The organism is Actinoallomurus rhizosphaericola (assembly GCF_024055675.1).
Lineage (GTDB): Bacteria > Actinomycetota > Actinomycetes > Streptosporangiales > Streptosporangiaceae > Actinoallomurus > Actinoallomurus soli.
Map to the genome: position 1 here is coordinate 170,965 of NZ_JAMXMW010000009.1, position 26,160 is coordinate 197,124.

Sequence of the window (26,160 nt, forward strand, 5' to 3'; positions counted from 1 at the left end):
CCGCGACCGCTGACCAGGAGAATGTCGGCGCCCCCGGAAGCGGCGCCCCCGATTCGGCCAAATTCGGCCGAATCAGGCCAATGCGGTTTTTCGCCCGCGAAGCAGGCAAATGACGGGTGACGACCGTCGCCGCGAGGAGGTCTCATGTCCGTGCGCCCCCGCAGAGCGCTAGCCGTCGCGTGCGCCGCGGTCACCGGCGCGGCGCTGCTGACCGGCGCCGGAACGCCGCGAACCCCCGCCGGCGCCGCCTCCGGCGGATCGAGAACGCCGGCCGGCGCCGCGGTCAGCGGCACGCCGACCGGCGGTCCGGCACCGGGCGGGCCCGGGCAGCGGTCCACCTGGGCGCCGGCCGACAAGGAGGGCTTCGGCACCGCGCGGGCCACCGGCAGCAGGATCTGGTTCACCCTGCAGGACGGCGGCCTGTCGGAGGTCTACTATCCCGACCTGGGCACGCCGAGCGTCCGTGACCTGCGGTTCGTCGTGACGGACGGCCGGTCCTTCACCGAGCGGGACTCCGACGCGGCGACGCACGTGACACGGCTCGCCGACCCCCGCGCGCTCGTCTACACCCAGACCGACACCGAGAAGGCCGGCCGGTGGCGGCTCACCAAGACGTACGTCACCGACCCGAGCCGCCCGACCGTGCTGATGGACGTACGGTTCGAGTCGCTGACCGGACGGCCGTACCAGGTCTACGCGCTGTACAACCCGCGGCTGTCCAACGGCCGCGCCGACCGTCCGGACGACAGCGGCCGTTCTCAGGGCGACGCGCTGACCGCGCGCGACGCCACGATGGGCAGTGCCCTGGCCGCCTCCCCGGCCTTCACCGCGACCTCGACGGGTTACCTGGGGACCAGCGACGGCTGGCAGGACCTGCACGCCGACCACCGGATGGACCGGCACTACGCGACGGCGGGCCCGGGGAACATCGTCCAGACCGGGCGCACCTCCCTCACCGGCGTCGGCGGGCACCGTTCGCTGACCCTCGCGCTCGGTCTCGGCGGCACCGACGCCGCCGCGCTGGGCGCCGCCCGTGCCTCACTCGGAACGGGTTTCCGTGACGTCGCCGGGGCGTACGCGCGGGGCTGGCACGCGTACGTGCGCGGGCTGCGGCGGCCGCCGTCGAGCCTGCGCACCCCGGCGGAGCGGCGGGTCTACGACTCGTCGGTGCTGGTGCTGGCCGCGCTGGAGGACAAGACGTACCGGGGCGCGTTCGTGGCGTCCCCGACGATGCCGTGGGCGTGGGGCGTCAACACCGATCTGGAGGACCCCTCCGCGCCGTACCACCTCGTCTGGGCCCGTGACCTGTACGAGAAGGCGAGCGGGCTGCTCGCCGACGGCGACCGGCCCGCCGCGGAGCGGGCGCTGGCGTACCTGTTCGGGCGGCAGCAGAAGGACGACGGGTCGTTCCCGCAGAACAGCCTGGTCGACGGCACCCCGCACTGGGGCGGCCTGCAGCTCGACGAGGTCGCCGACCCGATCATCCTGGCCTGGCAGCTCGGGAGGCGCGACGCCGGGACCTGGAGCCACGTCCGGCGCGCCGCCGACTTCATCGTCGGGCACGGGCCGCAGACACCGCAGGAGCGCTGGGAGAACCAGAGCGGCTACTCCCCCGCGACGATCGGCACCGAGATCGCCGGCCTGGTCTGCGCCGCCGACCTCGCCAGGGCGAACGGCGACGCGACGGCCCGCACCCGTTACCTCGCCACCGCGGACGCGTGGCGAGCGAGGCTGCGGACCTGGACGGTCACCACGAACGGCCCGTACGGGCCGAAGCCGTACTTCCTCCGCCTGACCAAGGACGGGAATGCCGACGCCGGGACGACGTACGACATCGGCGACAGCGGCCCGAACGGCGTGGACCAGCGCGCGGTCGTCGACCCGAGCTTCCTCGAACTCGTCCGGCTCGGCGTCCTGCCGCCCGGCGACCCGGTGGTGCGCGACTCCCTCGTTGTCGTCGACCGGCGCCTCGGCGTCCGCACCCCGAACGGCGAGTTCTGGCACCGCTACGACTTCGACGGCTACGGCGAGCAGGCCGACGGCGGCGACTGGAACGTCGGCCTCCCGGCGGGGAGCCGGGCGACGCGCGGGCGGCTGTGGCCCCTGTTCGCGGGCGAGCGGGGCGAGTACGAGGTCGCCGCCGGGCGGGACGCGGGCGCGCGGCTCGCGGCGATGGCCGCGACCGCGAACGCCGGCGGCCTGCTGGCCGAGCAGGTCTGGGACGACGCCCCGCCCGCCGGGCGGCCCGGGTTCGCGCCGGGCACGCCGACGTTGTCGGCCACGCCGCTGGGCTGGGCGCACGGCCAGTACGTGCGGCTGGCCTGGTCGATGGCCGAGCGCCGTTCGGTGAGCACGCCCTCGGTCGTCGCCGACCGCTACCTGCGCTGAGGCGCCAGCGTCAGGGTGTGGGCGGCCTCGCGGCGGGTCACGGCCGGGTCGGACCGCATCGGGATCGTGTCGCCGCGCGCCCACAGCGGCGCCTGGTCCCAGTAGTGGCCCGCGAACGCGTGGCCCGAGGCGCCGGTGAGGTTGATCCAGCGGGAGCGGTTCAGGTCGGCGAGGTCGGCGATCATGCGCATCGACGGCACCCAGTCCACCTGGTACCCCTCCTGAGGGTTCCAGCCGGTCGCGTCGACGAGCGAGTCACCGCCGGACAGCTTCAGCGGCCCGCGGTTGAACAGCCACTCGACCGGCCCGATCCCGGACGTGCCGAATGTCTGGTTGGTGATCGTGAGGGTGTGCAGGTCGCCCCAGCGCCATTTCCTCGGATCGCCGCCGAGACGCTTGCGCAGTTCCTGCTCGGCGTCCTTGATCGCGAGCCGGAGAATGTCGTCGCGGGTCTCCTTCGCGGGCGTGCGGACGTCGTCCCACCAGGGGTCGTCCGGGCGGTTCAGGAGGTTCCGCAGGACCTCGAACCAGCGGTCGCCGCCGTCGGGGCGCGCCCCGTCGGGCAGTTCGTCGTCGAACGTCCGCAGCAGCAGGTGCCGGTAGACGGCGTTGTAGAAGGCCGCCGGCGCCGAGCCGGCGGGCTGGGCGAAGTCCCAGCCGCGCAGCAGCGCGACGGCGGGGCCGGAGCCGACGCGCAGCAGGTGCGGCACGAGCGTCGGCGCGAACCCGTTGCGGTCGTCCATCTGGATGCGCGCCATCGTCGCCACGTCCATCCTCGGCGTCCGCGCGACCAGTTCGGCGATGCGCGCGGCGCGGTAGCCGTAGGTCCAGTCGCGGGTCAGCATCCGCGGATAGCCGGGCCCGACGGCGGCGTTGTTGGCCGTGACGATGTAGCCCTGCGGCGGGTCGTACGCGCTGGGCAACTCGTCGAACGGGATGAAGCCCGTCCACTCCTCCCTGCCGGTCCAGCCCTGGGCGGGCCAGCGCCCGTCGCCGCTCGACCGGATCGGGATGCGGCCGGGCGCCTGGTAGCCGATGTGCCCGTCGACGTCGGCGTACAGGAGGTTCTGCGCGGGGACCTCGAAGGACCGGGCGGCGGTACGGAACTGCGCCCAGTTCCCGGCGGTGTCCAGCGACACGATCGCGTCGGCGGTCCGGCCGGGGTCCAGCGCGGTCCAGCGCAGCGCGACCGCGGCGCCGCTCCCCGCCGTGCGGACCGTGTCCATCACGTCGGACAGCAGCGGGCCGTGCCGCGTCGCCCGTACGGTGAGGGGCACGGTCTTACCGCCGGCCACCTTGATCTGCTCGGTGCGGACCTGGAGCGGCTCCTGACGGCCCTTGTACTCGTACGTCGAGCCGGTGACCCGCTCCAGGTACAGGTCGGTGACGTCCGGGCCGAGGTTCGTGAACCCCCAGGCGATCCGGGCGTTGTGCCCGATGATCACGCCGGGGACGCCGGAGAAGGTGAACCCGGTGACGTCGAACGGGCAGGCGGCGGACACGCTCCGGCAGTGCAGGCCGGCCTGGTACCACAGCGACGGCATCTGCGGCGCGAGGTGCGGGTCGTTGGCGAGCAGCGGCTTGCCGGTGTTCGTCCGCGTGCCCGACACGACCCAGGAGTTGGAGCCCAGGCCCGGGGCGCCGTTGCCCATCATCGTCGGCATCGCGTGGATGGCGGCGGCGACGCGGGTCAGCGCCGGCGACAGCGCGCGGGCGCGCGGCGCCGTGCCCGTACGGCCGCCGGAGCCGCCGTCGCCGGGGACGATCACCGGGTTCCGGTCGTACGGGTAGCCGGGGTAGAGCTGGGCGACGCGGGCCGGGGAGACCTTGGTGGCGGCGATCGCGCGGCCCAGCTCCTCGTCCATGTTGCTGCGCAGGTCCCACGCCATCGCCTTCAGCCAGGACAGCGAGTCGACGGCGGTCCACGGCTCGGGCCGGTAGCCGGTCCGCTGCAGGCCCAGCACGGAGTACTCCAGGCTCTGCGTGGCGGTGTTCCGGTGCCGGGCCAGCCAGGCGTTCACGCCCTGGGCGTACGCGTCGAGGTAGCGGCGGGTCTCGGGGCGCAGCAGCGGCAGCTCCTGCTCGGCGACGCGCCGCCAGCCGAGCGTGCGGACGACCTTGTCGGTGTCGAGGGTGGTCGTGCCGAACAGCTCCGACAGCCGCCCGGCGGTGATGTGCCGCCGGAAGTCCATCTCCCAGAACCGGTCCTGCGCGTGAACGTAGCCCTGCGCCCGCATCAGGTCCTCGGCGCTGTCGGCGTAGATCTGCGGGACGCCCCACCGGTCGCGGAGCACGGTGACGTCCGCGCCGAGCCCGGGAACCGTGATCCGCCCGTCGACCTGCGGGTACGAGCGCCGTACGGTCCACCACCCGTACAGCCCGAGCACGAGCGTCAGCGCCACCAGAACGGCCAGGACGCGCACCGCCCAGCGGGCCGGACGCGGCAGCCGGGCCAGCGGCGCGAACCGGACCATCGACCCTCCTGCCCCAGGAACCGGGATGATCGCGTCAGTAAACCATTCGCCTCGGCCCACCGAACAGGGTTCCGGCCGGGTCCTCGCCGTACGGCAGGGCCCGGCCGGAGTGAGGCGCGCCTACTGGCCGTACTCGGGGTAGCCGTAGCCGACGACCTCGCTGGTGTCCCGGGTCCGGACCTTCACGGCGTCGTCGGTGTTGCCCTCCACGGTCTGGATCGTGCCGTCGCCGTTGTCCTTGATGACCAGGCCGACGTGATCGATGCTGTCGATGTCCTTGCCGCCGCTCCAGGAGAAGAACACCACCGCCCCCGGCTTGGGGGTCGTGCCCCAGCGGCCCTGCGCCTGGAACCACGCGGCGTGCGCGGGGGCGAAGGCGTCACCGCCGATCCCCTGGACGCCGGCCTGGGCCCCGACCCAGGTGACGAACATGTCGCACCAGTTCGCGTCGGCGTAGTCGCCGACCGATCCGCCGTCGCGCTGCACGCCCCGCTGGGCCCACGGGGAGGCGGCGAACCACCGGCTGTACTTCGTGCTGCCGTCGCCGTCCTCGCTGGTGCCGACCTGGGCGAGGGCGATCTTCAGCGCGTCGGTGGCGGTGACCGGCAGCCGGCGCTCGGCCATGACCTTGGCCTTGGGGTCGGCCTTGGGCTTGGGATCGCCCTTGGGCTTGGGTTTGGCGTTCATTCCCCTGCCGGGGATGGAGACCTGCTTCACCTGGTGCGCCTGCGCGGCGGCCCGCGCGGGCAGAGAGGACGCCTCGGCGGGCCCGGCGGCGGTCACGAGGACCGCGGCCGCGCCGGCCGCCGTGAGGCCCGACAGGACGGCGGCGAGACGTGCTCCGGAACGTTGGGGTCGAGGGACAGCGGACACGGGGTACTCCTTGCTTCCATGCCGCTTACCGGGTTAGCTGACGGGTTCGGGCGTGGAAGCTGCCCTACGGCATGGGGGGATGCCGATTCACCCCGGGAATGCGTTGGGTCCCCGGCTCCGCGTGATGCGGATTAAGCGGTCGCCCGAATATGGGCGATTTTTGAGAGACTTCCGATTGGTCGCCGTCGCCGCGGCGACGGTGGATCAGCGGAAAGGCGTGATCATGGTTCCACTCCCTTGCCGCTCTCGCGTGCGCACCCGGTGGATGCTCGGCGGAAGCGACGCAGCTCGCTGGTGAACCGGCTGGTCGGACGCGGGCTCGGGCTCGGGCAGGCGTCTTGTGAACGCGCTATCGCCTGGGTCGGGCGGGCCGGCCATGGCCGACGGGTATGGGGTGACGCGTGGGGGGCGCCGAAAGAGTGATTGGAACTTAGCAGGACAAAACGCCCACTTAAACAGCGAGTTTACGTGATGTGGGTCACTCGGCGCATGCGAGGCAAGGGAGCGCCATTACGGAAGTCAACTCCTGAGCAATTGTGGGTCTTTTGTTACTGCAGTTACTGATGTGACGACGGCCGATCGCCGCCATGGTGAGGACCATCGCCTCTGGCCCGGGTCCGCGTTCGGAGGGAGCGTGGGGGCGAGGGGGTGGAGTCATGGGCTTCGACCATCGGACCGACGACTGTCCGCGGGAGGAGAAGGTCGAGATCCAGGCCGGACCGGTCCGGCTGGCCGGCGATCTGGCCGTCCCCGAGGGAGGTCTCGGGCTCGTCATGTTCGCCCACGGCAGCGGCAGCAGCCGCGCGAGCCCGCGCAACCGGTTCGTGGCCACCGCGCTCAACCAGGTGGGGCTCGGGACTCTGCTGTTCGACCTGCTCACCCCGGCGGAGGAGACCGATCGCGCCAACGTCTTCGACATCGAACTGCTGGCCCGGCGCCTCGTCGACACCACCGTCTGGCTGCGCGAGCGCCCCGAGGCGAGCGGACTGCGCGTCGGCTACTTCGGCGCCAGCACCGGGGCCGCCGCCGCGTTGTGCGCCGCCGCCGAGCCCGAGGCGGACGTCGCCGCGGTCGTCTCCCGTGGCGGCCGGCCGGACCTCGCCGCGTCCCGCCTCCGCCACGTGACCGCGCCCACGCTGCTGATCGTCGGGAGCCGGGACGAGGTCGTCATCGAGCTGAACCGCCAGGCTCAGGCCCTCATGCGCTGCGAGAGCCGGCTCACCATCGTCCCCGGCGCCACGCACCTGTTCGAGGAACCGGGGACTCTGGAGACGGTCGCCGAGCTGGCACGGGAATGGTTCCTCGACCACCTCGCGCCGATCGGGCAGCGATCGGGCGGCACCTGAGCGGCCGCGTCCGGACGGAGGCACGGGGCCCGAGGAGCCGGGCGCCACGGAGTGGAGGCCGCCGTCACCAGCCGCCCATGGACTGGCGGACGACGCAGGCTCTCCACCTCTTGATGCAGACGGCCGACTGGGTGTTGGCCCGGCCGCCCACGGTGGTGTTCCCGATCTGCTGGACGCCGCGGTTGACCGAAGGGCTGAGCACGACGGAGGTCCGGTTGAACCTTCCGTTTCCGGCGCGGACGGCGAAGCGGTTGATCCTGCCGTCTCCGCCTCCACCGACGAGCGGGCCGCCGTGCCCGAGGGCCCGGGTCTTCGCGGCGAGGGCGCACGGGGACGCGACGACCACCAGAACGCCGCTCAGCAGGGCGGCGAAAACGAGCGCCCGCCCGTTGCCGACCGTGTCCTCGCGTGAACTCCGATTCCGGCGGCGCATCGTCAGCGGCATATCCGAACCCCTTATTGCGCGATTCTTCGCACGCGGCTCCGCGAACTTTTCGGGACGTCCGCGTGCATACCCCGGTTCCGGCTTGATCGTGTCCCCCGGCGCCGATGCGACCGGAAGATTACCCGCGCTTGTCAACGACCATGCCGTTGCGGCCTCCGAGCACCGAGAGCATTCCCAGCGCCTTCCGGGTTACGCCTGGTCAACGCCCTGCCCGAAGGCGGACCGAGGGCTGCGATCCGATCTCGGCAAGGAAACGCTAAGCGTCATTCAAATATCGCTCATCTCGACAGATATCGGTTGACTTCGCGAGTGCCGTGATGTGCCCTGAAATGGGACATAGCGCCATGAACGTCCCAAATGACGCGTGCGACTCCGGCATCGTCGCGCGCGAGCCGAACCAAAGGAGGTATCTTCCATGGGTATTTCGCGCCGGATGGGAGTAACGGTCGCCGGCCTGGCCTTCGCAGGAGCGACCATGGCCACGATCGGCACGGCCGGGTCGGCGAGCGCGCAGACGGCCACGATCGCCGCACCGCAGTCCGTCGCCACGTACGGCGGTGCCGGCGGTTACGCGCACCGGCGTTCGGTCGTACGCAAGCACCTGCGGACCGGGAACCTCTCGTACTCCTACTACAAGCGCACCTCGGACACGAACTGGTTCTTCTGGTCGGGCGGCTGCGGCGACTGCGGCGGCTGCGGCTGGTTCTGACACCCTGAGCGGCGGACCGCCGGACCAACCGGTCCCGTCGTGACGACCCGCCCCGGATCTCCGGGGCGGGTCTCCGGCGGACGGCCCCCGGACGGAGGTACAGCCAGCACTACTCCGGGACTACCGCCTGCGGTATCGATCCGTCACCCCGCCCGTACGTAACGTCATCGCCATGAGCGATCAACGTTTCCGCAAGGGCCGGCGTCTCACCGCCATCGTCGCGCTGGGCTGTCTCGGCGTCCTCCTCGCACCGACCGGCGCGCTCGCGGCGCGCACCGCACGGACCGGCGACGCCGTCCAGCAGCACCTGAACCAGCTCGTGCGCGACGACGGGTTCCCCGCCGCCCTGGCCACCGTACGGGGCCGGGACGGGCGCTTCCACGACTACACCGCGGGCGTCGGCGACCTGAAGACCGGGGCCAGGGTGCCGGCCGACGGGTACGTCCGCATCGGCAGCAACACCAAGACCTTCACCGCGGTCGTCGTCCTGCAGCTCGTCGGCGAGGGCAAGATCCGCCTCGACGCACCGATCGAGACCTACCTGCCGAACCTCATCCGCGGCGACGGCATCGACGGCCGCCACATCACCGTGCGGCAGTTGCTCCAGCACACCAGCGGCCTGCCCAACTACACGAGCATCCTGGCGAACGGCCTCCTGCCGTACCTGCACCGGTACTTCGAGCCCCGTGAGCTGCTCGACCTCGCCCTCGCCCAGAAGGCCGACTTCGCGCCCGGCACGAAGTGGGAGTACAGCAACACCAACTACGCCGTCGCCGGGCTGCTCGTCGAGAAGGTCACCGGCCGCCCGATCAGCGAGGAGATCACCCGTCGGGTGATCGACCGCATCGGGCTGCGGCACACCTACTTCCCCGGCGTCGGCGACCAGACGATCCGCGAACCGCATCCCCACGGCTACCACCACGACGACCCGAAGGCGCCGCTGACCGACGTCACCGTGATGGACCCGTCCTTCGGCTGGGCGGCCGGTGAGCTGATCTCCACGCCGAGCGACGTCGACCGTTTCTTCACCGCGCTCCTCGGCGGGCGGCTGCTCGCCCCGGCGCAGCTGAAGGAGATGCGCACGACCGTCCCCGCCCCCGACCTCGGCACGGGGGTGCGGTACGGCCTCGGCCTGACGAGCACCCCGCTGAGCTGCGGCGGCCTCGTCTGGGGCCACGGCGGCGACATCGACGGGTTCTCGACGACCAACGGCGCCACCGAGGACGGCCGCGCCGCGACCATCGCGGTCACCGAACTGCTCTCCAACGAGACCCAGCTCGGCCACGTGACCGCGGCCCTCGACACCGCCCTCTGCGGCTGACCGATCCCGCCGGCCCGTCCCTACTGCTCCCGTTCCTCCGGCGCCGCCGTGTCCAGGGCGGCGCCGGCCTGGTCGGCGAGGGTGACGGCGACCAGACGCGCCTGAAGTGACGGCCGCTCCCCCGGCACGGGGCTGAGCATGAACCGGCCCTGGAAGTGGCCGTTGCCGAAGGCCCGCAGCTCGACGTCCTCCTCCGGCCAGCCGCGCCGCTCCACCTCCCATCGCCGCCGGCCGACGGTCAGGCTGCCGTCCTGCTCCAGCCGCGGCGGATGACCGAGCAGCGAGCCGTACTCGAACCGGCAGGCCCGCAGGTGCAGCAGGTCGCCGAGCTCCTCCCGCACGTGGTCGACGACCGCGTCGGCGGAGGTCGCGCCCTGCGCCAGCCGGGCGGTGTCGTGGATCCGGGCGAGGTACGCGGCGTCGGTGACGGCGATCACCTTGAGCCGCCGGGCGCGGGCGGCCAGCTGGGAGACCGCGAGGCCGACCGCGAGCAGCAGCACCACGGTCTGGACGTCGGCGGCCCGGTGGATGAGGATGCTCTGATACGGCCGGGTGAGGAAGAAGTCGAACCACACGGCGGCCGACAGGGCCGCGAGCGCGCCGGCGGGCCGGTTGCCGAGAGCCGCGACCGCCACGATGACCACGACGAGGATCAGCGCGAGGTTCGTGCTCGACAGGCTGCTCCGGAACGGCAGCAGGACGAGCGCGACCAGCAGCGGACCGGCCAGCGCGGCCGCCACCGCGACGACGTCCCGGCGCCGGTGTCCCCTCATGGCGTACCTCCCCTGACGAGAAGTACCCCGGACGTCACCGGTGACCGCCGGACGGACCGAAGGAGTGTTCGCCATTCGGTTATCCGCACCGGTTAACCGAGCCAGGAGTGGCGCTATTCACACGCTTGGTAATTGACGTGTGTTGCATTACTCACATGAGTGGTTGATGGCTCATCTATTCTCCGTTCCGTCCGATTGTCCGGCCGAAGATGAGTTCCAGGCGACGGGCAGGCGGTCCACGCCGTACACCGCCGAGCGCTCGCGGGTCGGCACCTCGGCCGCCGGGACGGCCAGGCGCAGGTCCGGGAAGCGGCCGAACAGCGCGGTCAGCGCGATGCGCAGCTCGGCCCGCGCGAGGTGCTGGCCGAGACACTGGTGGACCCCGTGGCCGAAGGCCAGGTGCCCGGTGGCGGAGCGGCCCAGGTCGAGGGCGTCCGGGTCGGCGAACCGCGCGGGGTCGCGGTTGGCGACCGGCAGCGCGAGCACGACCGTCTCACCGGCCGCGATGACCTGGCCGTCGATCTCGACGTCGGCGAGCGCGGTCCGCCGTACGTCGAACTGCAGGATCGACAGGTAGCGCAGCAGCTCCTCGACCGCGCGCTCGGCGGTGACGGCGTCCGCGCGCAGACGCGCCCGCTCGGTCGCGTCCGTGAGCAGCAGGAACGTTCCCAGGGAGAGCATGCTCGACGTCGGCAGGTGCCCGGTGGCCAGCAGCACCATGCCGAGGTTGGTGAGCTCCTCGTCGGTCAGGTCGCCGGTGGCCACGGCGTGTGCCAGCAGACCGTCGCCGGACGCCGGGCCCGCGCCGGCGCGCAGCCGCGCGATGAGGCGGCGCACCGTCCCGGTGATCGACATGACCGCCTCGACCGCCCGTTCCGGGGCGGAGTCCAGGTCGTTCATCACCGCGGTGGCCGCCTGGACGGCGTGCCGGTCCTCCGGGGGGACGCCCAGGAGTTCGCAGATGACCAGGGCCGGGATCGGCACGGCGAACGCGGTGACGAGGTCGGCGGACGACCCGCCGTCCGCCATCGCGTCGAGGGCCTGCTCGGTGTACGCCCGGATCGCCGGTGTCAGCTCCGCGACGCGCCGGGGCCCGAAGTGGGCGCTCAGGAGGCGGCGGTAGCGGGTGTGCTCGGGCGGGTCCGTGTGCGGGAAGATGCCCGGCTCCGCCGGGGTCGGCCGCTCGTGCGCGCGTTCGCGGCCGACCGGCTGATGCAGCAGCTCACGCCGGGTGCTGAAGCGCGGATCGGCGAGGATGGCCCGGGTCACGGCGTACCCGGTGGCGACCCAGCCGAGGTGCCCGTCCGGGTAGGCCAGCCGGCTGAGCGAGGGGCGTCGCCGCAGCTCGACGGGCGGGTCGAAGGGGGTGGGCCGATCGGTCTCCAGCGGACGAGCCGCCCGGCCGTCGGTCATCCGATCACCTCCCGCCCGGTCCCGGACCGCGACGGGCCCGGTGCATGATCATCTCGCGCCGCCGATTATGCATGACAAGTCCGAAAAAACACACCACTAGTCATTTCTGGACCGCCCGATTAGCATCGGCGCTGACCGAACGGACACATCTGTCAAGCACGCTGGGCGAACGGGCCGTCGCGAATGTCGCCGGTCCGTGATCGGCGACCCCGCGTCTCCTCCATCAGGCTCACTGCTATCCCGTATAGAGGTGTTAATGGCGGTTCGGCATGCTCAGGTGGCGGTTGTCGGCGGTGGACCGGTGGGGCTCATGCTCGCCTGCGAGGTGGCCCTCCACGACGTGCCGGTGGTCGTCCTCGAACGACTGCCCGCGATCGAATGGCGCCCGAAGGCCGAGGGGATCACCGGCCGGGCCGTCGACATCATGGACCGTCGCGGGCTGATGCTCGGGGTGACCGAGACCCCCATCACGCCGCCGACGCCCGAGCAGCGCGCCCGCGTCGCCGCCGGTGAGCGGCGGCCGGACAGCCTGCTGCCCAAGGAGTTCCCCGGCGCGCGGCACTTCGCCAGCATGTTCCTGCTCCGCCCCGAGTCGCCGGACCTGCTGGTGCCCCAGCAGCTGCTGGAAGAGGACCTGGCCCGGCGCGCGGCGGAGCTGGGCGTCGAGGTGCGCCGCGGCCACACCGTCACCGGGTTCGCCCAGGACGACGACGGCGTACACCTCGACGTCGAGGGGCCCGACGGGCCGTACGAGCTGGCGGCCGCGTGGCTGGCCGGCTGCGACGGCGGCCGCAGCACGATCCGGAAGCTGTCCGGCATCGCGTTCCCGGGCACGGACGGCGTCACGACCGGGTACCGCGCCTTCGCCGACATCGACGACCCCGACTTCCACCTGCCCGGGTGGTTCCGCAAGGACGCCGGGCTGCTGGTGTACGAGGAGGGTCCGCCCCGGTTCATCACGCTGGAGTTCGACGGGCCGCCGGTGAACCGGGACGCGCCGATCACGCTGGAGGAGTTCCAGGGCTCGCTGCGCCGGCTCAGTGGCACCAAGGTGACGGTCACCGGGATCTCGAAGATCACCCGGTTCACCGACAACGCGCGGCAGGCGGAGACCTACCGCAGCGGCCGGGTCCTGCTCGTGGGCGACGCCGCGCACGTCCATTCGCATTGGAGCGGTCCAGGACTGCGGCTCGGGCTGGGCGACGCCGTCAACGTCGGCTGGAAGCTCGCCGCCGTCGCCCGCGGCCGGTGCGACGAGAGCCTGCTCGACACCTACACCTCCGAACGGCACCCCATCGGCGAGCAGACCCTGGAGATCCAGCGCGCCTCGATCGCGCTGATGCGGCCCGGCCCGCACGTCGACGCGCTGCGCCGGCTGCTCCGGGAGCTCCTGCTCCGCGACGAGGCGAACCGCCAGCTCACCGCCCTCGTCGACGACCTGCACATCTCCTACGACATGGGCGACCCGGCCCTGACGAGCCCCCTGGTCGGCCGGTACAGCCCGGACCTGCACCTGCGGCGTGCCGACGGCACCGTACGGGTCGCGGAGCTGCAGCGGAACGGCCGCGCCCTGCTGCTCGACCTGCGCTCGGACCCGAAGGTGCGCGCCCTCGCCGAGCCCTGGTCCGACCAGGTCGACGTGGTGACCGCCGAATGCGCGGACGCCCCGGCGGACGCCCTGCTGATCCGGCCGGACGGCTTCGTCGCCTGGAGCACGCCCGCCGACCCGGCCTCGCTGCCGGACGCCCTCGCCCGGTGGTTCGGCCCGCCCGCCGCGACCGCCTGAGGCCGAATCCCCCTGAGAACGAAGACCGCCACCGCGCGCCATCGGAGGCCGGAGTGAGTGAATCCAGGCTGACCACGCTGCCCGCGTCGACCCCGGTCGACGCCGCGATCGAGGTGGTCGACCGCGACGGAGCAGTGATCGTCGAGGACTTCGTCGACGCCGAGACGCTCCGCGGGCTGTGGGCCGACCTCGGCCCGGACCTCGAATGCCAGGCGGACGGCGACGGACGCCTCGTCGGCGAGAAGACCCGGATCCTCCCCGGCCTGGTCCGCCGGTCCGCGCACTCAATGACGATCATGCGGCAGCCGCACTTCCTCGGCCTCGCGCGGCACTTCCTGCAGCGCCCGGTCAAGGCGTGGCTCGGCGAGCAGCGCGTGGAGTTCGTCCCGACGATCCAGCTCGGCATCTCCCGGGCGATCCAGACCTGGCCGGGCGTCCCCATCCAGGCCCTGCACCGGGACGACACCGCCCACCTGCGTACGCACCCGGGCCCGGAGAGCCGGGTGCAGGTCATGGTCGCCGCGAGCGAGTTCAGCGCGCGCACGGGCGCGACCCGGGTGATCCCCGGCAGCCACCGGTGGGACGACGAGCGGGCGCCCCGCGACGAGGAGGCGGTGCCCGCCGCGATGCGGACCGGCTCCGCGCTGCTGTGGCTCGGCAGCACGTACCACGGCGCCGGCGTCAACTCCTCCGACGGGCCCCGTACCGGCCTGTCGTACGCCTACGACCTCGGCAACCTCCGCCAGGAGGAGAACCAGTACCTGTCCGTGCCGCTGGACGTGGTCCGCGGCTACCCCGAGGACATCCAGCGGCTCCTCGGCTACGAGGCGTGCCCGCCGATGTGCGGGCTCCACGAGCTGAGCGACCCGATGCTCCTGCTCCGACGCTGAGAGGAGGGACGGATGCGCACCCCCCACATGTACCTGCGCAGCATCGGCGTCCATCTGCCCCCGGTGGTCACCATCGAGACGGCCGTCGCCGAGGGCCGCTACCCGGCCGACGAAGTGGAGTACTTCCGGCTCGGCGGCGCGGCGGTGGCCGGCGACGTGCCCGCCCCGGAGCTGGCGCTGCGCGCCGCCCGGCACGCGTTCGAGCGCTCCGGCGGCCTGTCCCCGCGCGACCTGGACCTCATGCTGTACTCCGACGTCTGGCACCAGGGGCCGGAGGGCTGGGAGCCGCAGTACTACCTGCAGCAGCACCTGGTGGGCGGCGACGTCCTCGCCGTCGAGATGCGGCACGGCTGCTGCGGGATGTTCAGCGCACTGCAGCTCACCGCCGGGTACCTGCGCCCGGACGGCGGCACCGCGCTGCTCGTCGGCGCCGACAACCACGGCACCCCGCTGGTCGACCGGTGGCGGATGATCGAGGGCGCCGTGATGGGCGACGGCGGGTGCGCGCTGCTGGTCACGACGGAGGGCGGGTTCGCCGAGCTGCGGTCGGTCAACGTGGTCGTGCTGCCGGAGGCCGAGGCGGTCAACGACGGGGGCGTCCCCATGTTCCCGCCGGACGCGACCGTGGGGCGGCCGCTGGACTTCGCCGCGCGCAACCGGGAGTTCCGCAAGCGGCTGATCAACGGCAACGGCGCGGACGTCATGCTCGCGATCCAGAAGACGCTGCTGGAGCTGGTCGACCGGACCCTCGGCGAGGCGGACGTCACCCTCGACGACGTGGCGCGCGTGGCGTTCCCGCACGGGCGCTGGGACGACCTGGAGCACCGGGGCGTCAACTGGCTCGGCCTGACGATGGCCGACACCACCTGGGACTACGGGGCGCAGATCGGGCACCTCGGGGTCGGCGACCAGTTCGTGGCCTTCGACCACCTCCTGGCGACCGGCGCGCTGGCCGCCGGCGACCACGTGCTGCTCGTCGGGCTCGGCGCCGGGACCACCATGGCCTGCGCCGTGCTGCGGATCCTCGACATCCCGCCGGAGTACCGGTGAGCGACGACGGCAGGGCGGCGACGGGGAGGCGGCATGGAGACGGCGGACATGTACATCAGCGGGGTCGGGTCGTACGTCCCCGCCCGGGTGAGCGTCGAGGAGGCCGTGGCGGCGGGCCGGTACACCGCCGAGGAGGTCGAGCTGCACGGGCTCGCCTCGGTCGCGGTCGCCGGTGACGTCCCGGCTCCGGAGATGGCGCTGCGCGCGGCGCGCGGCGCGGTGGCCCGCAGCGGGCGCTCCCCCGCCGAGCTCGACCTGCTCCTGTACACCTCGACGTGGCATCAGGGCCCGGAGGGCTGGCCGCCGCAGTCGTACGTGCAGCGCCACCTGGTCGGCGACGGGGTCCTGTCCACCCAGCTGAAGCAGGGCTGCAACGGCATGCTCACCGCGCTCGAACTGGCCGCCTGCCACCTGCGGGCCGTGCCCGGCCGCCGGGCCGCGCTGCTCGTCACCGCCGACAACTACGGCACTCCGCTGGTCGACCGGTGGCGGATGCTGCCGGGGGCCGTGGCCGGGGACGCAGGCAGCGCGGTCGTGCTCGACACCGAGCCGGGGTTCGCACGGCTGGCGTCGGTGTGCACGCTGTCGGTGTCGCAGGCCGAGGAGATGCACCGCTGCGCCGAGCCGCTGTTCCCGCCCGGCATCCTCGAGGGCCGCGCGGTCGACTTCGCCGCGCACAACGACGAGTTCCGCCGGCGCGCCGTCGTCGAGGGCGACGGCACGAAGGTGCTCGTCACGCTCGACGAGCGGATGGCCGAGGCGATCGACCAGGCGCTGTCGGAGGCGGGGATCAAGCCGGGGGACGTGATGCGGGTGGCGTGCATGAACACCTCACGGGAGATCGCCGACCAGATCTGCGAGATGCGGCTGGGCGTTCCGGCATCCCGGTCGGCCTGGGAGTTCGGCCGGACGATCGGCCACTGCGGGGCGAGCGACCAGATCCTCGCGCTGGAGCACCTGGTCCGCACCGGCGGCCTGGGCCCCGGCGACCACCTGCTGATGTTCGGCTTCGGACCCGGCGTCACGATCTCCGCCGCGGTCGTGGAGGTACTCGAGACGCCCGTCTGGGCGCGGGCACGGGGAGGGGATGCGTGATGGACCGACCGGCCGAGGCCATCGCGGTGACGGGGATCGGCTGCCGCCTGCCGGGCGGCGCCGACTCGCCGGACGCGTACTGGGACCTGCTGCGCGAGGGACGGGACGCCAGCGGGCCCGCGCCCGCGGACCGCTGGCGGGACTACGCCGACCGCGGCCCCTCGTACGCCGCCGCGGTGCGCCGCACCGTCCCGCGCGGGAGTTTCCTGGACGACGTCGCGGGCTTCGACGCGGAGTTCTTCGGGCTGACGCCGCGCGAGGCGGAGCTGATGGACCCGCAGCAGCGGCTCGTGATGGAGACCGCGTGGGAGGCCCTCGAACGCGCGGGCGTGTCCCCGGACGCGCTCGCCGGCACGGACGCGGGCGTGTACGTCGGCGTCTGCACCGGCGACTACGGCCACCGGCTGCTGGAGGATCTGCCCGACATCGAGGCGTGGACCGGGATCGGCGCGGCGACCTGCGCGGTCGCCAACCGCGTGTCGTACTCCCTGGACCTGCGCGGCCCGAGCCTCGCGGTGGACACCGCGTGCTCGGCGTCGCTGGTCGCGGTGCACCTGGCCGTGCAGGCGCTGCGGGCCGGAGAGACGGACGTGGCGCTGGCCGGCGGGGTGAACCTCATCCTGTCCCCCGGCGAGACGCTGACCCTGGACGCCGCGGGCACGCTGGCGCCGGACGGGCGCAGCAAGTCGTTCGACGCCGCCGCCGACGGCTACGGGCGCGGCGAGGGCGCCGCCGTGGTCGTGCTCAAGCGGCTCTCCGACGCCGTACGGGACGGGGACCCGGTCCTCGCCGTCATCCGCGGCAGCGCCGTCAACCAGGACGGCCGCACCGTGGGCATCATGGCGCCGTGCGGCCAGGCGCAGGAGCACGTCATGCGCCGCGCCCTGCGGCAGGCGGGCATCGAGCCGGGCACGGTCGGGTACGTCGAGGCCCACGGCACCGGGACCGCCGTCGGCGACCCGCTCGAAGCCGCCGCGCTGGGCAGCGTGTACGGGGCCGGACGCCCGGCGGACCGGCCGTGCCTGATCGGCTCGGCCAAGTCGAACATCGGCCACCTGGAGGGCGCCGCAGGCATCGCCGGGCTGGTCAAGGCCGTCCTGGCGCTGCACCACGGCGAGCTCCCGCCGAGCCGGCTCGACACGCCCACCCCGGCCGTCGACTGGGCGGGCGCGGGGCTGCGCGTGGTGGACGCGCCGACGCCGTGGCCGGACGCCGGGCACCCGCGCCGGGCCGCCGTGTCCGCCTTCGGCTACGGCGGGACCGTCGCCCACGTGGTCCTCGAAGAGGCGCCGCCCGCGCGGCGGGCCGGCGAGGGGACGGCGGGCCGGCTGTTCCCGGTGTCCGCCGCGTCACGGGCGGCCCTGCGGCAGTCGGCCGGGAACCTGGCCGACGCCGCCGGCGACCTGCCGGCGGCCGACGTCGGGCACACGCTCGCGCTGCGCCGGGCGCACCTGGCCGAACGCGCCGTCGTGGCGGCGGACGACCCGGCCGCGCTGACCACCGGGCTGCGCGCCCTGGCCGCCGGCACCCCGCACGCGTCGGTGACCACCGGGCGGGTGCTGGGCGACCCCGGCCCCGGGCCGGTGTTCGTGTTCTCCGGCCACGGCTCACAGTGGGCCGGCATGGGCCGGGAGCTGCTGGCGACCGAACCCGCGTTCGCCGCTGTGATCGACGAGCTGGAGCCGGTGTTCGCCGCCGAGATCGGCTTCTCGCCCCGGGAGGCGCTCGGCGGCGGTGAACTGACCGAGGTCGACCGGGTCCAGACCATGATCTTCGCGATGCAGGTCGGCCTGGTCGAGCTGTGGCGCGCGTACGGCGTCCGCCCGCACGCGGTGATCGGCCACTCGGTCGGCGAGATCGCCGCCGCCGTGACGGCCGGGGCGCTCACCCGCCTGGACGGCGCCCGGCTGATCTGCCGGCGGTCCCGGCTGCTGCGGCGGGTCGCCGGGCGCGGCGCGATGGCCATGGTGCAGCTGCCGTTCGCCGACGCGGCCGCGCGGCTGGCGGGCCGTGCCGACGTGGTCGCCGCGATCGCCTCCTCGCCCGGCTCGACGGTCGTCTCCGGCGAACCGGACGCCGTCGCCGAGGTCTTGGCCGGCTGGCTCGAGGAGGGCGTCCCGGCGCGCCGGGTCGCCTCGGACGTGGCGTTCCACGGGCCGCAGATGGACCCGCTGCTGGCCGAGCTGACCGCCGCCGCGGCCGACCTGACACCCGGCGCCCCGGACCTGCGGGTCTACTCGACGGCGCTGGACGACCCGCGGGCGGCGCCCGGCTTCGACGGCGCGTACTGGGCGGCCAACCTGCGCCGGCCGGTGCGCCTGGCCGACGCGGTGACCGCGGCGGCGGCCGACGGGTACCGCGCCTTCGTCGAGGTCTCCCCGCACCCGGTCGTCACCCACTCGGTGCTGGAGACCCTGAGCGTGCACGGCCACGAGGACGTCTTCGTCGGCCCGTCGCTGCGCCGGAACCGTCCCGCGCGGGACACCCTCCTGGCGAGCGTGGCCGCCGCGCACTGCGCCGGCCTGGACGTCGACTGGCGGCGGCTGCAGCCGGCCGGCGGGCCGGTCGCGCTGCCCACGTACCCGTGGCAGCGCCGCCGGCACTGGCGCGCGCCCTCGGCCCCGGACGCCGGCGGGCGCGGCCACGACCCGGACGCGCACACGCTGCTCGGCGACGGCGTCGAGCTTGCGGGGACCGACGTACGGCTCTGGCGCACCGCGCTGGACGACCAGACCCGGCCCTACCCCGGCAGCCACGCCATCGAGGGCGTGGAGATCGTGCCGGCCGCGGTGCTGGCGGTGACGTTCCTCGCCGCCTCGGGCGGCCGGGCGCTCGGCGCGGTGACGATGTCGGCGCCGCTGCTGACCGCCGACCGCCGCGAGGTCCAGGTCGTACGGCAGGGGGCCGAGCTGCGGCTGGCCGCCCGCACGGCCGGCGACCCGGACGCCGCCTGGCAGATGATCGCCACCGCGATCGCCATCGCCGAGACGGCCACCGCCACGACGACCACGACCGCTCAGGCCGCCACGGCCACCGCCGCCGAGGCCATGGCCGCCATCGCCGCCGAGGCCGCCGCCGCCGCGACCGATCCGGGGAACGGACCGGTTCCGCCCGTGCTGCCGCTCGCGCCGGCGGATCCGGGCTCGGTGACGCGGCGGCTCGCCGCCGTCGGCGTGCCCGGCACCGGCTTCGGCTGGACCGTGGAGGAGCTCCTGGCGGGCCACGGACTGCTGCGCGCCCGCGTCCGGTGCGGGCCGTCGGGCACCTGGGCGCCGATCCTGGACGCGGCGATGTCGGTGGCGCCGAGCGTGTTCCCCGGAGACCCGCTGCTGCGGATGGTCACGCACATCGACCGGCTCGTCGTGGCCGGGGAACCACCGGACACGGTGGACATCGAGGTGTGGCTCGACCCCGACCGTGCCGACACCGTCCAGGTCCGGGTGACCGATCCCGCCGGGGCGGTCGTCGGCCGGCTCGACGGGCTGCGGTACCCGGTGATCGACGCGCCGGCCGCGCGGGAGAACGGCGCCGTCGGCGCGGGCGCCACCGAGTCGTTCGCCGAGCTCGGACCGGAGGAGCTGCGTGCCTTCCTGCTCCGGGAGGTCGGCGCGCAGATCGCCCGGGAGATGCGGCTGGACCCCGCCGACCTGTCGCCGCACCGCCCGCTGGTCGAGCAGGGCCTGGACTCGGTGCTGACCGTGGTCGTACGCCGCCGGCTGGAGAAACGGTTCCGGTGCTCGCTGCCGACCACGCTCCTGTGGCGGCAGCCGACCATCGTCGCGGTCTCCGACTACATCGCCGGGCTGGTGTCCGCGCCGAACGGGAGCGCCGATGCGGGGTGAGCCGACGGTCGCCGCTCAGCGGGCCGACGTCGCGCGCATCGCGCGGCTCGCGACCCGATGCCGGCTCGTCCTGCTGGAGATGATCCACCGGGCGGGGTCCGGGCACGCCGGCTCGTCGCTGTCCTGCGCGGACATCGTCAGCGTGCTGAAGTTCGACCAGCTGGACCGGTGGCCGGACCGGTCCGCCGGCGACGTGTTCGTCCTGTCCAAGGGCCACGCGGCGCCGGCCTGGTACGCCGCGCTGATCGTCGACGGCGACCTGCCCGCCGAGGAGGTCGGCACGCTGCGGGCCCTGGACAGCCGCCTGCAGGGGCACCCGGACCGTACGCGGCTGGGGCTGGTCGACGTCAGCACCGGCGCGCTCGGGCAGGGCCTGTCGGTGGCCGTCGGGCGGGCCCTCGCCCGGCGGCTGCACGGCCGGGACTCCACGGTCTACTGCCTGCTCGGTGACGGCGAATGCCAGGAGGGGCAGGTGTGGGAGGCGTTCCTGTACGCCGGCGCGCACCGGGTGCCCGGCCTGGTGGCGATCATCGACCACAACGGCAGCCAGAGCGACGGCGCGGTCGCCGACATCCTGCCGCTGTGCCCGCTGCCGGAGAAGCTGCGCGCGTTCGGCTGGCACGTCGCGGAGGTGGACGGCCACGACCACGGCGAACTGCGTGACGCGCTGCGGCGACGCGACCGCGACGGGCCCTCGGTGATCGTCGCGCACACCCGCAAGGGACATCTCGGCCCCGACCGCGTCCTGCTGAACGGCAGTCACAGCGACCTGCCCTCGGCGGCGGAGTACGCGGCCGCGGTCGACTACCTGGAGACCCTCCTGGAGGCGCACGAATGACTTCCACGCGGGACTGGTTCGGCACCGCGCTGGTCGAGATCGCCCGCGAGTACGACCACGTGGTCGTGGTGAACTGCGACCTCGCCAAGGCCACCCGGACGCTGCCGTTCAAGGAGGAGTTCCCCGACCGGTTCTTCGAGTGCGGCATCGCGGAGGCCAACGCCATCGGCGTGGCCGCCGGGCTGGCGCAGGAGGGGTTCCGGCCGTTCCTCGCGAGCTTCGGCCACTTCCTGACCGGGAAGTTCCTGGAGATCTTCCAGACGGTCGGGCTCAACGACGCGGGGGTGGTCCTGGTCGGGACCCACGCCGGGCTGGCGATCGGGCGGGACGGACCGACCCAGATGGGGCTGCGAGACCTGGCGCTGATGCGGACCCTGCCGAACGTCAGGGTGTTCCAGCCCGCCGACGGCACCGAGACCTGGCAGATGATGGCCCACCTGGCGACCGACCGGCGCCCCGCCTACCTGCGCCTCTGCCGGCAGCCGCTGCCGGAGGTGCACGCCGACGGGTACCGCTTCCGGGCCGGGATCCCGCACGTGCTCCGCGCGGGCGCCGACGTGGTGGTGTTCGCGATGGGCGGCACGGTGCCCGTCGCCATCGAGGCGGCCGACCGGCTCGCCGCCCACGGAGCCGCCGCGGGCGGGTCGGTCCCGGGCGGACTCGCCGTGGGTAGGCCGGCTGCGCGCGGGATCGCGCCCACCGTCGTGAACGTGTCCTCGCTGCCGGTGGACCGCGAGACGGTCGAGCGCATCGTCGCCGGGCACCGGCGGGTGCTGGTGGTCGAGGACCACTACGCCGTGGGCGGCCTCGCCGACGAACTGGGCCGGATCGTGCTCGGCCTCCCCGACCGGCCCCGGTTCGACGTCCTGGCCGTGCCCGACTACGGGCAGGCGGGTCCGCCGGAGGACCTCTACCGCCGGTACCGGCTGGACGCGGAGGGGATCACGGCGCACGTCGCCGCGCTCCTCCAGGACGCCCCCCGGTGACGGCACCCGAGACGAGGACGGCGACCGGAGTGAAACTGATCGTCTGCAGCAACAGCGCGCCGCGGTGGCAGGACGGCGCCGGCCTGCTGCCCCGCTCCCCCGGCGGCCTGGTCCCGCTGCTGGCCACCCTCCTGGGCGAGCACGGCGGCGACTGGGTGTGCACGATGCCCGCCGACGGCCCGCAGGGGGCGGAGCCCGTGGAGACGACGCGGCTGCCCGGCGACGTGACCCTGCACCGGCTGCGCCTCCCCCCGGCGACCGTGGAACAGCACTACGAGGGGATCGGCGTACGGGTGCTGCTGTGGCTGTTCCACTACCTGCTCGACACCGCGCGGCAGCCGGGCGAGGGCCTCGCGGAGGCGTGGTCCGGATACGAGGCCGTCAACCGGGCGTACGCCGACCGGGTGGCGTCGCTGATGACGGGGTCACCGGACGAGTTCGTGCTGGTCAACGACCATCACCTGTTCCTCGTCCCGGAGATGCTGCGGCGGCGCGCGGACCGCCGGGGCCGGGTCGCGTTCTTCCAGGGCCTGCCGTGGTGCGAGCCCGAGTACTTCGGGGTGCTGCCCGCCTCCATCCGCGACCGCGTCCTGGCCGGCCTGCTGTGCGCGGACGTGGTCGGCTTCCACTGCACCCGGTGGGCGCGGGCCTTCCTGGCGTGCTGCGCGCGCTACCTGCCCGGCTGCGCGGTCGACGAGGACGGCGCGACGTTCGACGGGCACCGGACCCGCGTGACCGTGGCGCCGTTCCCGCTGGACGTCGCGATGGTGGAGCGGCTGCGCGGCGAGCCGGCCACCGCGGAGTGGCGGGCGCGGCTCGACCGGGACGCCGGCGGGCGGCGGATGATCGCCCGCGCCGACCGCATCGACCTGTGGAAGAACCTGCCGCGCGGCTTCGCCGCGTACCGGAGCCTGCTCGACCGCGACCCGGGTCTGGCCGAGGAGTGGTGGTTCTGCGCGGTGGCCACTCCGCCGGGCCGGCCCACCGAACGCACCCGTGACCTGCGACGCGAGTGCGAGGAGACGGTCGCCGACCTGAACGAGCGGTTCGGCGCGCCCGGCCGGCCGGCCGTCTCGCTGATCTATCCGGACCTGGCGACCACGCGCAACTGCGTGGTGGCCGCCCTGTCGAGGGCCGACCTCACGCTGGTGAACCCGACCTTCGACGGGATGAACCTGGTCGCCAAGGAGGCCCTGTACCTCGGCGAACGCGGGCCGCTGCTGCTGTCCGTCAACGCGGGCGCCTACGAAGGACTCGCCGGGCACGTGACGCCGGTGCATCCGTTCGACGTCGAGGCCACCGCCTCGGCGCTACGGGACGCGATGACCTGCCATACGACCCCGGCGGAGCGGGCGGCGGCACGCCGCCTGCTGCGCGACCAGGACGCGACCGACTGGCTGAACCGAATGATGGGAGCGGAACGTTGAGGACGACCGAGGCCACCACGCGGTACGGACGCATCAGCCGGCTGGCCGACCAGGCCGCCGCCGGGGCCTATCTGTTCGCCGAGCACACGATCGATCCCGGACAGGCCACCCCCTTCCGGACCCATGCCCGCGACCACCGGACCTTCATCGTCGTCCAGGGCCGGGTCAGGCTGGACACCGCCCGCGACGACGGCGCGACCGAGTCGGCGGTGTACGACCACCTGAGCGGCTGGCACGCCCTCCCCGGCTGCGTCTACCGGATCGTGGGCGCGGGCGCCGAACCGGCGGTCGTCATCGAGGCCGGATCGGTGCTGGGCGAGACCAGGGAGGCGACCGGGCCGGACATCCCGGATGCGGTGGCCTGCCGCTGCCCGGACGTCTCGGACTACACCGTGCACAAGCCCTGGGGCAGCGAGGTCTGGTACACCCAGAACCTTCCCGACGTCCCGTACGCGCTGAAGCGCATCCGGATGACCGAGGGGCACCAGTCCTCGCTGCAGTCCCACCGGCAGAAGCTGGAGACCAACTACGTCATCGAGGGAGAGGCCACGGTGCTGAGCGGGGCCATGGCCCCGGACGACCTGACCGCGGTGATCGACGTGGGGAGCCTGACGACCACCGTCCACCGGCCCCGCTCCGGCTGGACCAACCCGCCGGGCGAGTTGCACCGGGTGATCGCGCGAACGGACTACACCTCCATCGAGATCTCCACGCCTGAACTCGACGACGTCATCCGGTGGCAGGACGACGCCGGGCGCGGGCACGGCCGCATCGACTCCGAGCACGTGGGCGGCCGGTCGTGAGCCTCGCCGAGACGATCGGGCTCTACCTGACCGAGAAGCGCCGGATCCTGGACGCCTTCCCCGTCGCGGTGCTGGAGCGCGCCGCCGAGATGCTGTTCGCGACGTACGACCGGGGCGGCACCGTCTACGCCATGGCCAACGGCGGGAACGCCGGCACCCTCGACCACTTCTACTGCGATTTCAAGCACCATCCGTTCGTGACGGAGGACAAGACCCGGCCGCTCCCGGCGGACGTTCCGCGGCTGAGCTTCGTCAACCTGTGCGGGTCGGCCGCCGAGCTGACCGGGCTCGTCAACGACATCGGCTTCGAGGACATGTTCGCGGCGGCCCTGGCCCCCGTCGTCACTCCGAAGGACCTGGTCATGGCCTACTCCGGCAGCGGCAACTCCGCGAACGTGACGAAGGCCCTGGAGGTGGCCGCCGCCGCGGGGGCCGGGACGTTCGCCATGACCAAGGGCGACGGCGGCCGGTGCAAGGACCTGGCCGAGGTGTGCCTGGTCGTGCCCGGCACGTCCCGGTTCCCCGGCCAGGTCGGCAAGAACGACAACAACTTCCACTTCGAGGACCTGATGCTCTCGGTCAACCACATCCTCGTCGGCCTCCTGAAGGAACGGGTCGCGGCGCACGCCTCCCGGAGTTGACGGGTCCCCGCTCGGCCAGTGGCAGGATGCTTGCGACAATCGGCATCCGCGCCACTGGGCGAGCGGTCGGAGGAGGGCCCGATGAGCCGGAGGAACCACCACGTCGCCGTGCTCGTGCTCGAAGGCGCGAAGCCGCTCGACGTCGGCATCCCGGCGCAGGTGTTCGCCAGCCGGCCGACCATGCCGTACGAGGTGCGGGTGTGCGGGGCCGCGCCCGGCCTGGTGACCGGCGGCGACGGCCTCTCGTACCACGTGGCCGAGGGCCTCGACGCCCTGGAGCACGCCGACACCATCTTCATCCCCGGCTACCGGGAGCCGGCGACCACGGAACCACCGGCGGCGATCGTCGGCGCGCTGTTGTCCGCCCACGAACGCGGCACCCGGCTCGCCGCCATCTCGACCGGGGCGTTCGCGCTCGCGGCGACGGGGCTGCTCAACGGCAAGCGGGCGACGACCCACTGGCACTACACGCGAGCCCTCGCCGAGAGGCATCCGCTCGTACGCGTGGACGAGAACGTCCTGTTCGTGGACGAGGGCGACGTCCTCACGTCGGCGGGCGCCGCGTCCGGCATCGACCTGTGCCTGCACCTCGTACGGCGCGACCACGGCGTCGGGCTCTCCAACCAGGTGGCGAGACGGCTGGTGGCGGCGCCGTACCGCAGCGGCGGACAGGCGCAGTACGTGCCGCGGAGCGTTCCCGAGCCGCTCGGCGACCTGTTCGCGAGCACGCGCGAGTGGGCCCTGGCCCACCTCGCCGAGCCGTTGACCCTGGAGGCCCTCGCCCGGAACGCGCGGGTTTCGACGCGCACCTTCTCGCGGCGGTTCGTGGAGGACACCGGCTACACGCCGATGCAGTGGGTGCTCCGGGCCCGGGTGGACCTGGCGCGCGAACTGCTCGAACGCACCGACCTGGGCGTGGAGGAGATCGCCGACCGCGTCGGGCTCGGCACCGGCGCGAACCTGCGGCTGCACTTCCAGCGCATCCTCGGCACCTCCCCCACGGAGTACCGCCACACCTTCTCGGCCTGAGCCCTGGCCCGTACGCTCGCCCGGCCGGTGC

The 26,160-nt window shown here is 73.5% G+C and carries 20 protein-coding genes and 1 riboswitch; of the genes, 15 read left to right on the forward strand and 5 right to left on the reverse strand.

From position 1 onward, the window contains the following. Positions 1 to 144 precede the first annotated feature (144 nt). Positions 145 to 2,388 (forward strand): glycoside hydrolase family 15 protein, encoded by a 2,244-nt coding sequence (locus tag NE234_RS21290; RefSeq protein WP_252782226.1) that lies wholly within the window; start codon positions 145 to 147, stop codon positions 2,386 to 2,388. Here NE234_RS21290 and NE234_RS21295 read toward each other — a convergent pair. Together NE234_RS21295 and NE234_RS21300 are read right to left on the reverse strand one after the other, a co-directional pair. Beyond that, on the reverse strand, positions 2,376 to 4,862 hold the full coding sequence (locus NE234_RS21295; RefSeq protein ID WP_252782227.1) for a penicillin acylase family protein: 2,487 nt from the start codon (positions 4,860 to 4,862) through the stop codon (positions 2,376 to 2,378). The two genes, NE234_RS21290 and NE234_RS21295, sit on opposite strands and share 13 nt — an antisense overlap. Positions 4,863 to 4,982: 120 nt before the next feature. Then, positions 4,983 to 5,735: a CHAP domain-containing protein gene (locus NE234_RS21300; protein WP_252782228.1), complete on the reverse strand. Its 753-nt coding sequence runs from the start codon at positions 5,733 to 5,735 to the stop codon at positions 4,983 to 4,985. 7 nt (positions 5,736 to 5,742) lie between these two features. After that, positions 5,743 to 5,883: riboswitch (cyclic di-AMP (ydaO/yuaA leader) on the reverse strand. A 508-nt stretch (positions 5,884 to 6,391) separates the two neighbouring features. On the opposite strand from NE234_RS21300, the gene NE234_RS21305 reads away from it, so the two are divergent. Then, positions 6,392 to 7,081 carry a dienelactone hydrolase family protein gene (locus NE234_RS21305; RefSeq protein ID WP_252782229.1) on the forward strand — a complete coding sequence of 230 codons (690 nt, stop codon included), beginning with the start codon at positions 6,392 to 6,394 and terminating at the stop codon, positions 7,079 to 7,081. A 64-nt stretch (positions 7,082 to 7,145) separates the two neighbouring features. On the opposite strand, the gene NE234_RS21310 is transcribed toward NE234_RS21305, so the two are convergent. Continuing rightward, positions 7,146 to 7,526: a hypothetical protein gene (locus NE234_RS21310; RefSeq protein ID WP_252782230.1), complete on the reverse strand. Its 381-nt coding sequence runs from the start codon at positions 7,524 to 7,526 to the stop codon at positions 7,146 to 7,148. 415 nt (positions 7,527 to 7,941) lie between these two features. On the opposite strand from NE234_RS21310, the gene NE234_RS21315 reads away from it, so the two are divergent. Together NE234_RS21315 and NE234_RS21320 are read left to right on the forward strand one after the other, a co-directional pair. Next, entirely contained in the window at positions 7,942 to 8,235 is a 294-nt protein-coding gene (locus NE234_RS21315) for a hypothetical protein (protein ID WP_252782231.1), read from the forward strand. A gap of 172 nt (positions 8,236 to 8,407) precedes the next feature. Continuing rightward, positions 8,408 to 9,556, forward strand: coding sequence for a serine hydrolase domain-containing protein (locus NE234_RS21320; RefSeq protein ID WP_252782232.1), 1,149 nt, complete (start codon positions 8,408 to 8,410; stop codon positions 9,554 to 9,556). Positions 9,557 to 9,576: 20 nt separating this feature from the next. Here the strand turns inward: NE234_RS21320 and NE234_RS21325 are convergent, their stop codons facing one another. Both NE234_RS21325 and NE234_RS21330 read right to left on the reverse strand, forming a co-directional pair. Next, on the reverse strand, positions 9,577 to 10,329 hold the full coding sequence (locus NE234_RS21325) for a DUF4118 domain-containing protein (RefSeq protein WP_252782233.1): 753 nt from the start codon (positions 10,327 to 10,329) through the stop codon (positions 9,577 to 9,579). A 171-nt stretch (positions 10,330 to 10,500) separates the two neighbouring features. Further along, the gene (locus tag NE234_RS21330) at positions 10,501 to 11,742 is read right to left on the reverse strand and encodes a cytochrome P450 (RefSeq protein ID WP_252782234.1); all 1,242 of its coding nucleotides are present in this window, start codon (positions 11,740 to 11,742) and stop codon (positions 10,501 to 10,503) included. A gap of 256 nt (positions 11,743 to 11,998) precedes the next feature. Here NE234_RS21330 and NE234_RS21335 point away from each other — a divergent pair, with 256 nt between their 5' ends. The 11 genes from NE234_RS21335 (at position 11,999) to NE234_RS21385 (ending at position 26,129) form a co-directional block, all read left to right on the forward strand. Then, entirely contained in the window at positions 11,999 to 13,528 is a 1,530-nt protein-coding gene (locus NE234_RS21335; protein WP_305886711.1) for an FAD-dependent monooxygenase, read from the forward strand. A gap of 53 nt (positions 13,529 to 13,581) precedes the next feature. Next, on the forward strand, positions 13,582 to 14,418 hold the full coding sequence (locus tag NE234_RS21340; RefSeq protein ID WP_252782235.1) for a phytanoyl-CoA dioxygenase family protein: 837 nt from the start codon (positions 13,582 to 13,584) through the stop codon (positions 14,416 to 14,418). A gap of 12 nt (positions 14,419 to 14,430) precedes the next feature. Then, complete coding sequence (locus tag NE234_RS21345; RefSeq protein WP_252782236.1) at positions 14,431 to 15,468, forward strand: ketoacyl-ACP synthase III family protein; 1,038 nt, start codon at positions 14,431 to 14,433, stop codon at positions 15,466 to 15,468. 33 nt (positions 15,469 to 15,501) lie between these two features. Next, positions 15,502 to 16,563 (forward strand): ketoacyl-ACP synthase III family protein, encoded by a 1,062-nt coding sequence (locus NE234_RS21350; protein WP_252782237.1) that lies wholly within the window; start codon positions 15,502 to 15,504, stop codon positions 16,561 to 16,563. Beyond that, on the forward strand, positions 16,563 to 20,405 hold the full coding sequence (locus NE234_RS21355; RefSeq protein WP_252782238.1) for a type I polyketide synthase: 3,843 nt from the start codon (positions 16,563 to 16,565) through the stop codon (positions 20,403 to 20,405). Before NE234_RS21350 ends, NE234_RS21355 begins: the two co-directional genes overlap by 1 nt. Further along, positions 20,395 to 21,243: a transketolase gene (locus NE234_RS21360; protein ID WP_252782239.1), complete on the forward strand. Its 849-nt coding sequence runs from the start codon at positions 20,395 to 20,397 to the stop codon at positions 21,241 to 21,243. Before NE234_RS21355 ends, NE234_RS21360 begins: the two co-directional genes overlap by 11 nt. Next, positions 21,240 to 22,229 carry a transketolase family protein gene (locus NE234_RS21365; protein ID WP_252782240.1) on the forward strand — a complete coding sequence of 330 codons (990 nt, stop codon included), beginning with the start codon at positions 21,240 to 21,242 and terminating at the stop codon, positions 22,227 to 22,229. Before NE234_RS21360 ends, NE234_RS21365 begins: the two co-directional genes overlap by 4 nt. After that, a complete protein-coding gene (locus tag NE234_RS21370; RefSeq protein WP_252782241.1) occupies positions 22,226 to 23,656 on the forward strand; it encodes a trehalose-6-phosphate synthase in 1,431 nt (476 codons plus the stop codon). The genes NE234_RS21365 and NE234_RS21370 overlap by 4 nt, the downstream gene beginning before the upstream one ends. Then, the gene (locus NE234_RS21375) at positions 23,653 to 24,459 is read left to right on the forward strand and encodes a cupin domain-containing protein (protein ID WP_252782242.1); all 807 of its coding nucleotides are present in this window, start codon (positions 23,653 to 23,655) and stop codon (positions 24,457 to 24,459) included. Before NE234_RS21370 ends, NE234_RS21375 begins: the two co-directional genes overlap by 4 nt. Beyond that, positions 24,456 to 25,100 (forward strand): SIS domain-containing protein, encoded by a 645-nt coding sequence (locus NE234_RS21380; RefSeq protein ID WP_252782243.1) that lies wholly within the window; start codon positions 24,456 to 24,458, stop codon positions 25,098 to 25,100. The genes NE234_RS21375 and NE234_RS21380 overlap by 4 nt, the downstream gene beginning before the upstream one ends. Positions 25,101 to 25,181: 81 nt before the next feature. Next, the gene (locus tag NE234_RS21385) at positions 25,182 to 26,129 is read left to right on the forward strand and encodes a GlxA family transcriptional regulator (protein ID WP_252782244.1); all 948 of its coding nucleotides are present in this window, start codon (positions 25,182 to 25,184) and stop codon (positions 26,127 to 26,129) included. Positions 26,130 to 26,160: the final 31 nt, after the last annotated feature.

Excerpts from the sequence above, each read along its gene's own strand:
- NE234_RS21290 (WP_252782226.1), top strand. The coding sequence starts at position 145 with ATGTCCGTGCGCCCCCGCAGAGCGCTAGCCGTCGCGTGCGCCGCGGTC.
- NE234_RS21295 (WP_252782227.1), bottom strand. The coding sequence starts at position 4,862 with ATGGTCCGGTTCGCGCCGCTGGCCCGGCTGCCGCGTCCGGCCCGCTGG.
- NE234_RS21305 (WP_252782229.1), top strand. The coding sequence starts at position 6,392 with ATGGGCTTCGACCATCGGACCGACGACTGTCCGCGGGAGGAGAAGGTC.
- NE234_RS21310 (WP_252782230.1), bottom strand. The coding sequence starts at position 7,526 with ATGCCGCTGACGATGCGCCGCCGGAATCGGAGTTCACGCGAGGACACG.
- NE234_RS21315 (WP_252782231.1), top strand. The coding sequence starts at position 7,942 with ATGGGTATTTCGCGCCGGATGGGAGTAACGGTCGCCGGCCTGGCCTTC.
- NE234_RS21320 (WP_252782232.1), top strand. The coding sequence starts at position 8,408 with ATGAGCGATCAACGTTTCCGCAAGGGCCGGCGTCTCACCGCCATCGTC.
- NE234_RS21325 (WP_252782233.1), bottom strand. The coding sequence starts at position 10,329 with ATGAGGGGACACCGGCGCCGGGACGTCGTCGCGGTGGCGGCCGCGCTG.
- NE234_RS21330 (WP_252782234.1), bottom strand. The coding sequence starts at position 11,742 with ATGACCGACGGCCGGGCGGCTCGTCCGCTGGAGACCGATCGGCCCACC.
- NE234_RS21335 (WP_305886711.1), top strand. The coding sequence starts at position 11,999 with ATGGCGGTTCGGCATGCTCAGGTGGCGGTTGTCGGCGGTGGACCGGTG.
- NE234_RS21345 (WP_252782236.1), top strand. The coding sequence starts at position 14,431 with ATGCGCACCCCCCACATGTACCTGCGCAGCATCGGCGTCCATCTGCCC.
- NE234_RS21350 (WP_252782237.1), top strand. The coding sequence starts at position 15,502 with ATGGAGACGGCGGACATGTACATCAGCGGGGTCGGGTCGTACGTCCCC.
- NE234_RS21355 (WP_252782238.1), top strand. The coding sequence starts at position 16,563 with ATGGACCGACCGGCCGAGGCCATCGCGGTGACGGGGATCGGCTGCCGC.
- NE234_RS21360 (WP_252782239.1), top strand. The coding sequence starts at position 20,395 with ATGCGGGGTGAGCCGACGGTCGCCGCTCAGCGGGCCGACGTCGCGCGC.
- NE234_RS21365 (WP_252782240.1), top strand. The coding sequence starts at position 21,240 with ATGACTTCCACGCGGGACTGGTTCGGCACCGCGCTGGTCGAGATCGCC.
- NE234_RS21385 (WP_252782244.1), top strand. The coding sequence starts at position 25,182 with ATGAGCCGGAGGAACCACCACGTCGCCGTGCTCGTGCTCGAAGGCGCG.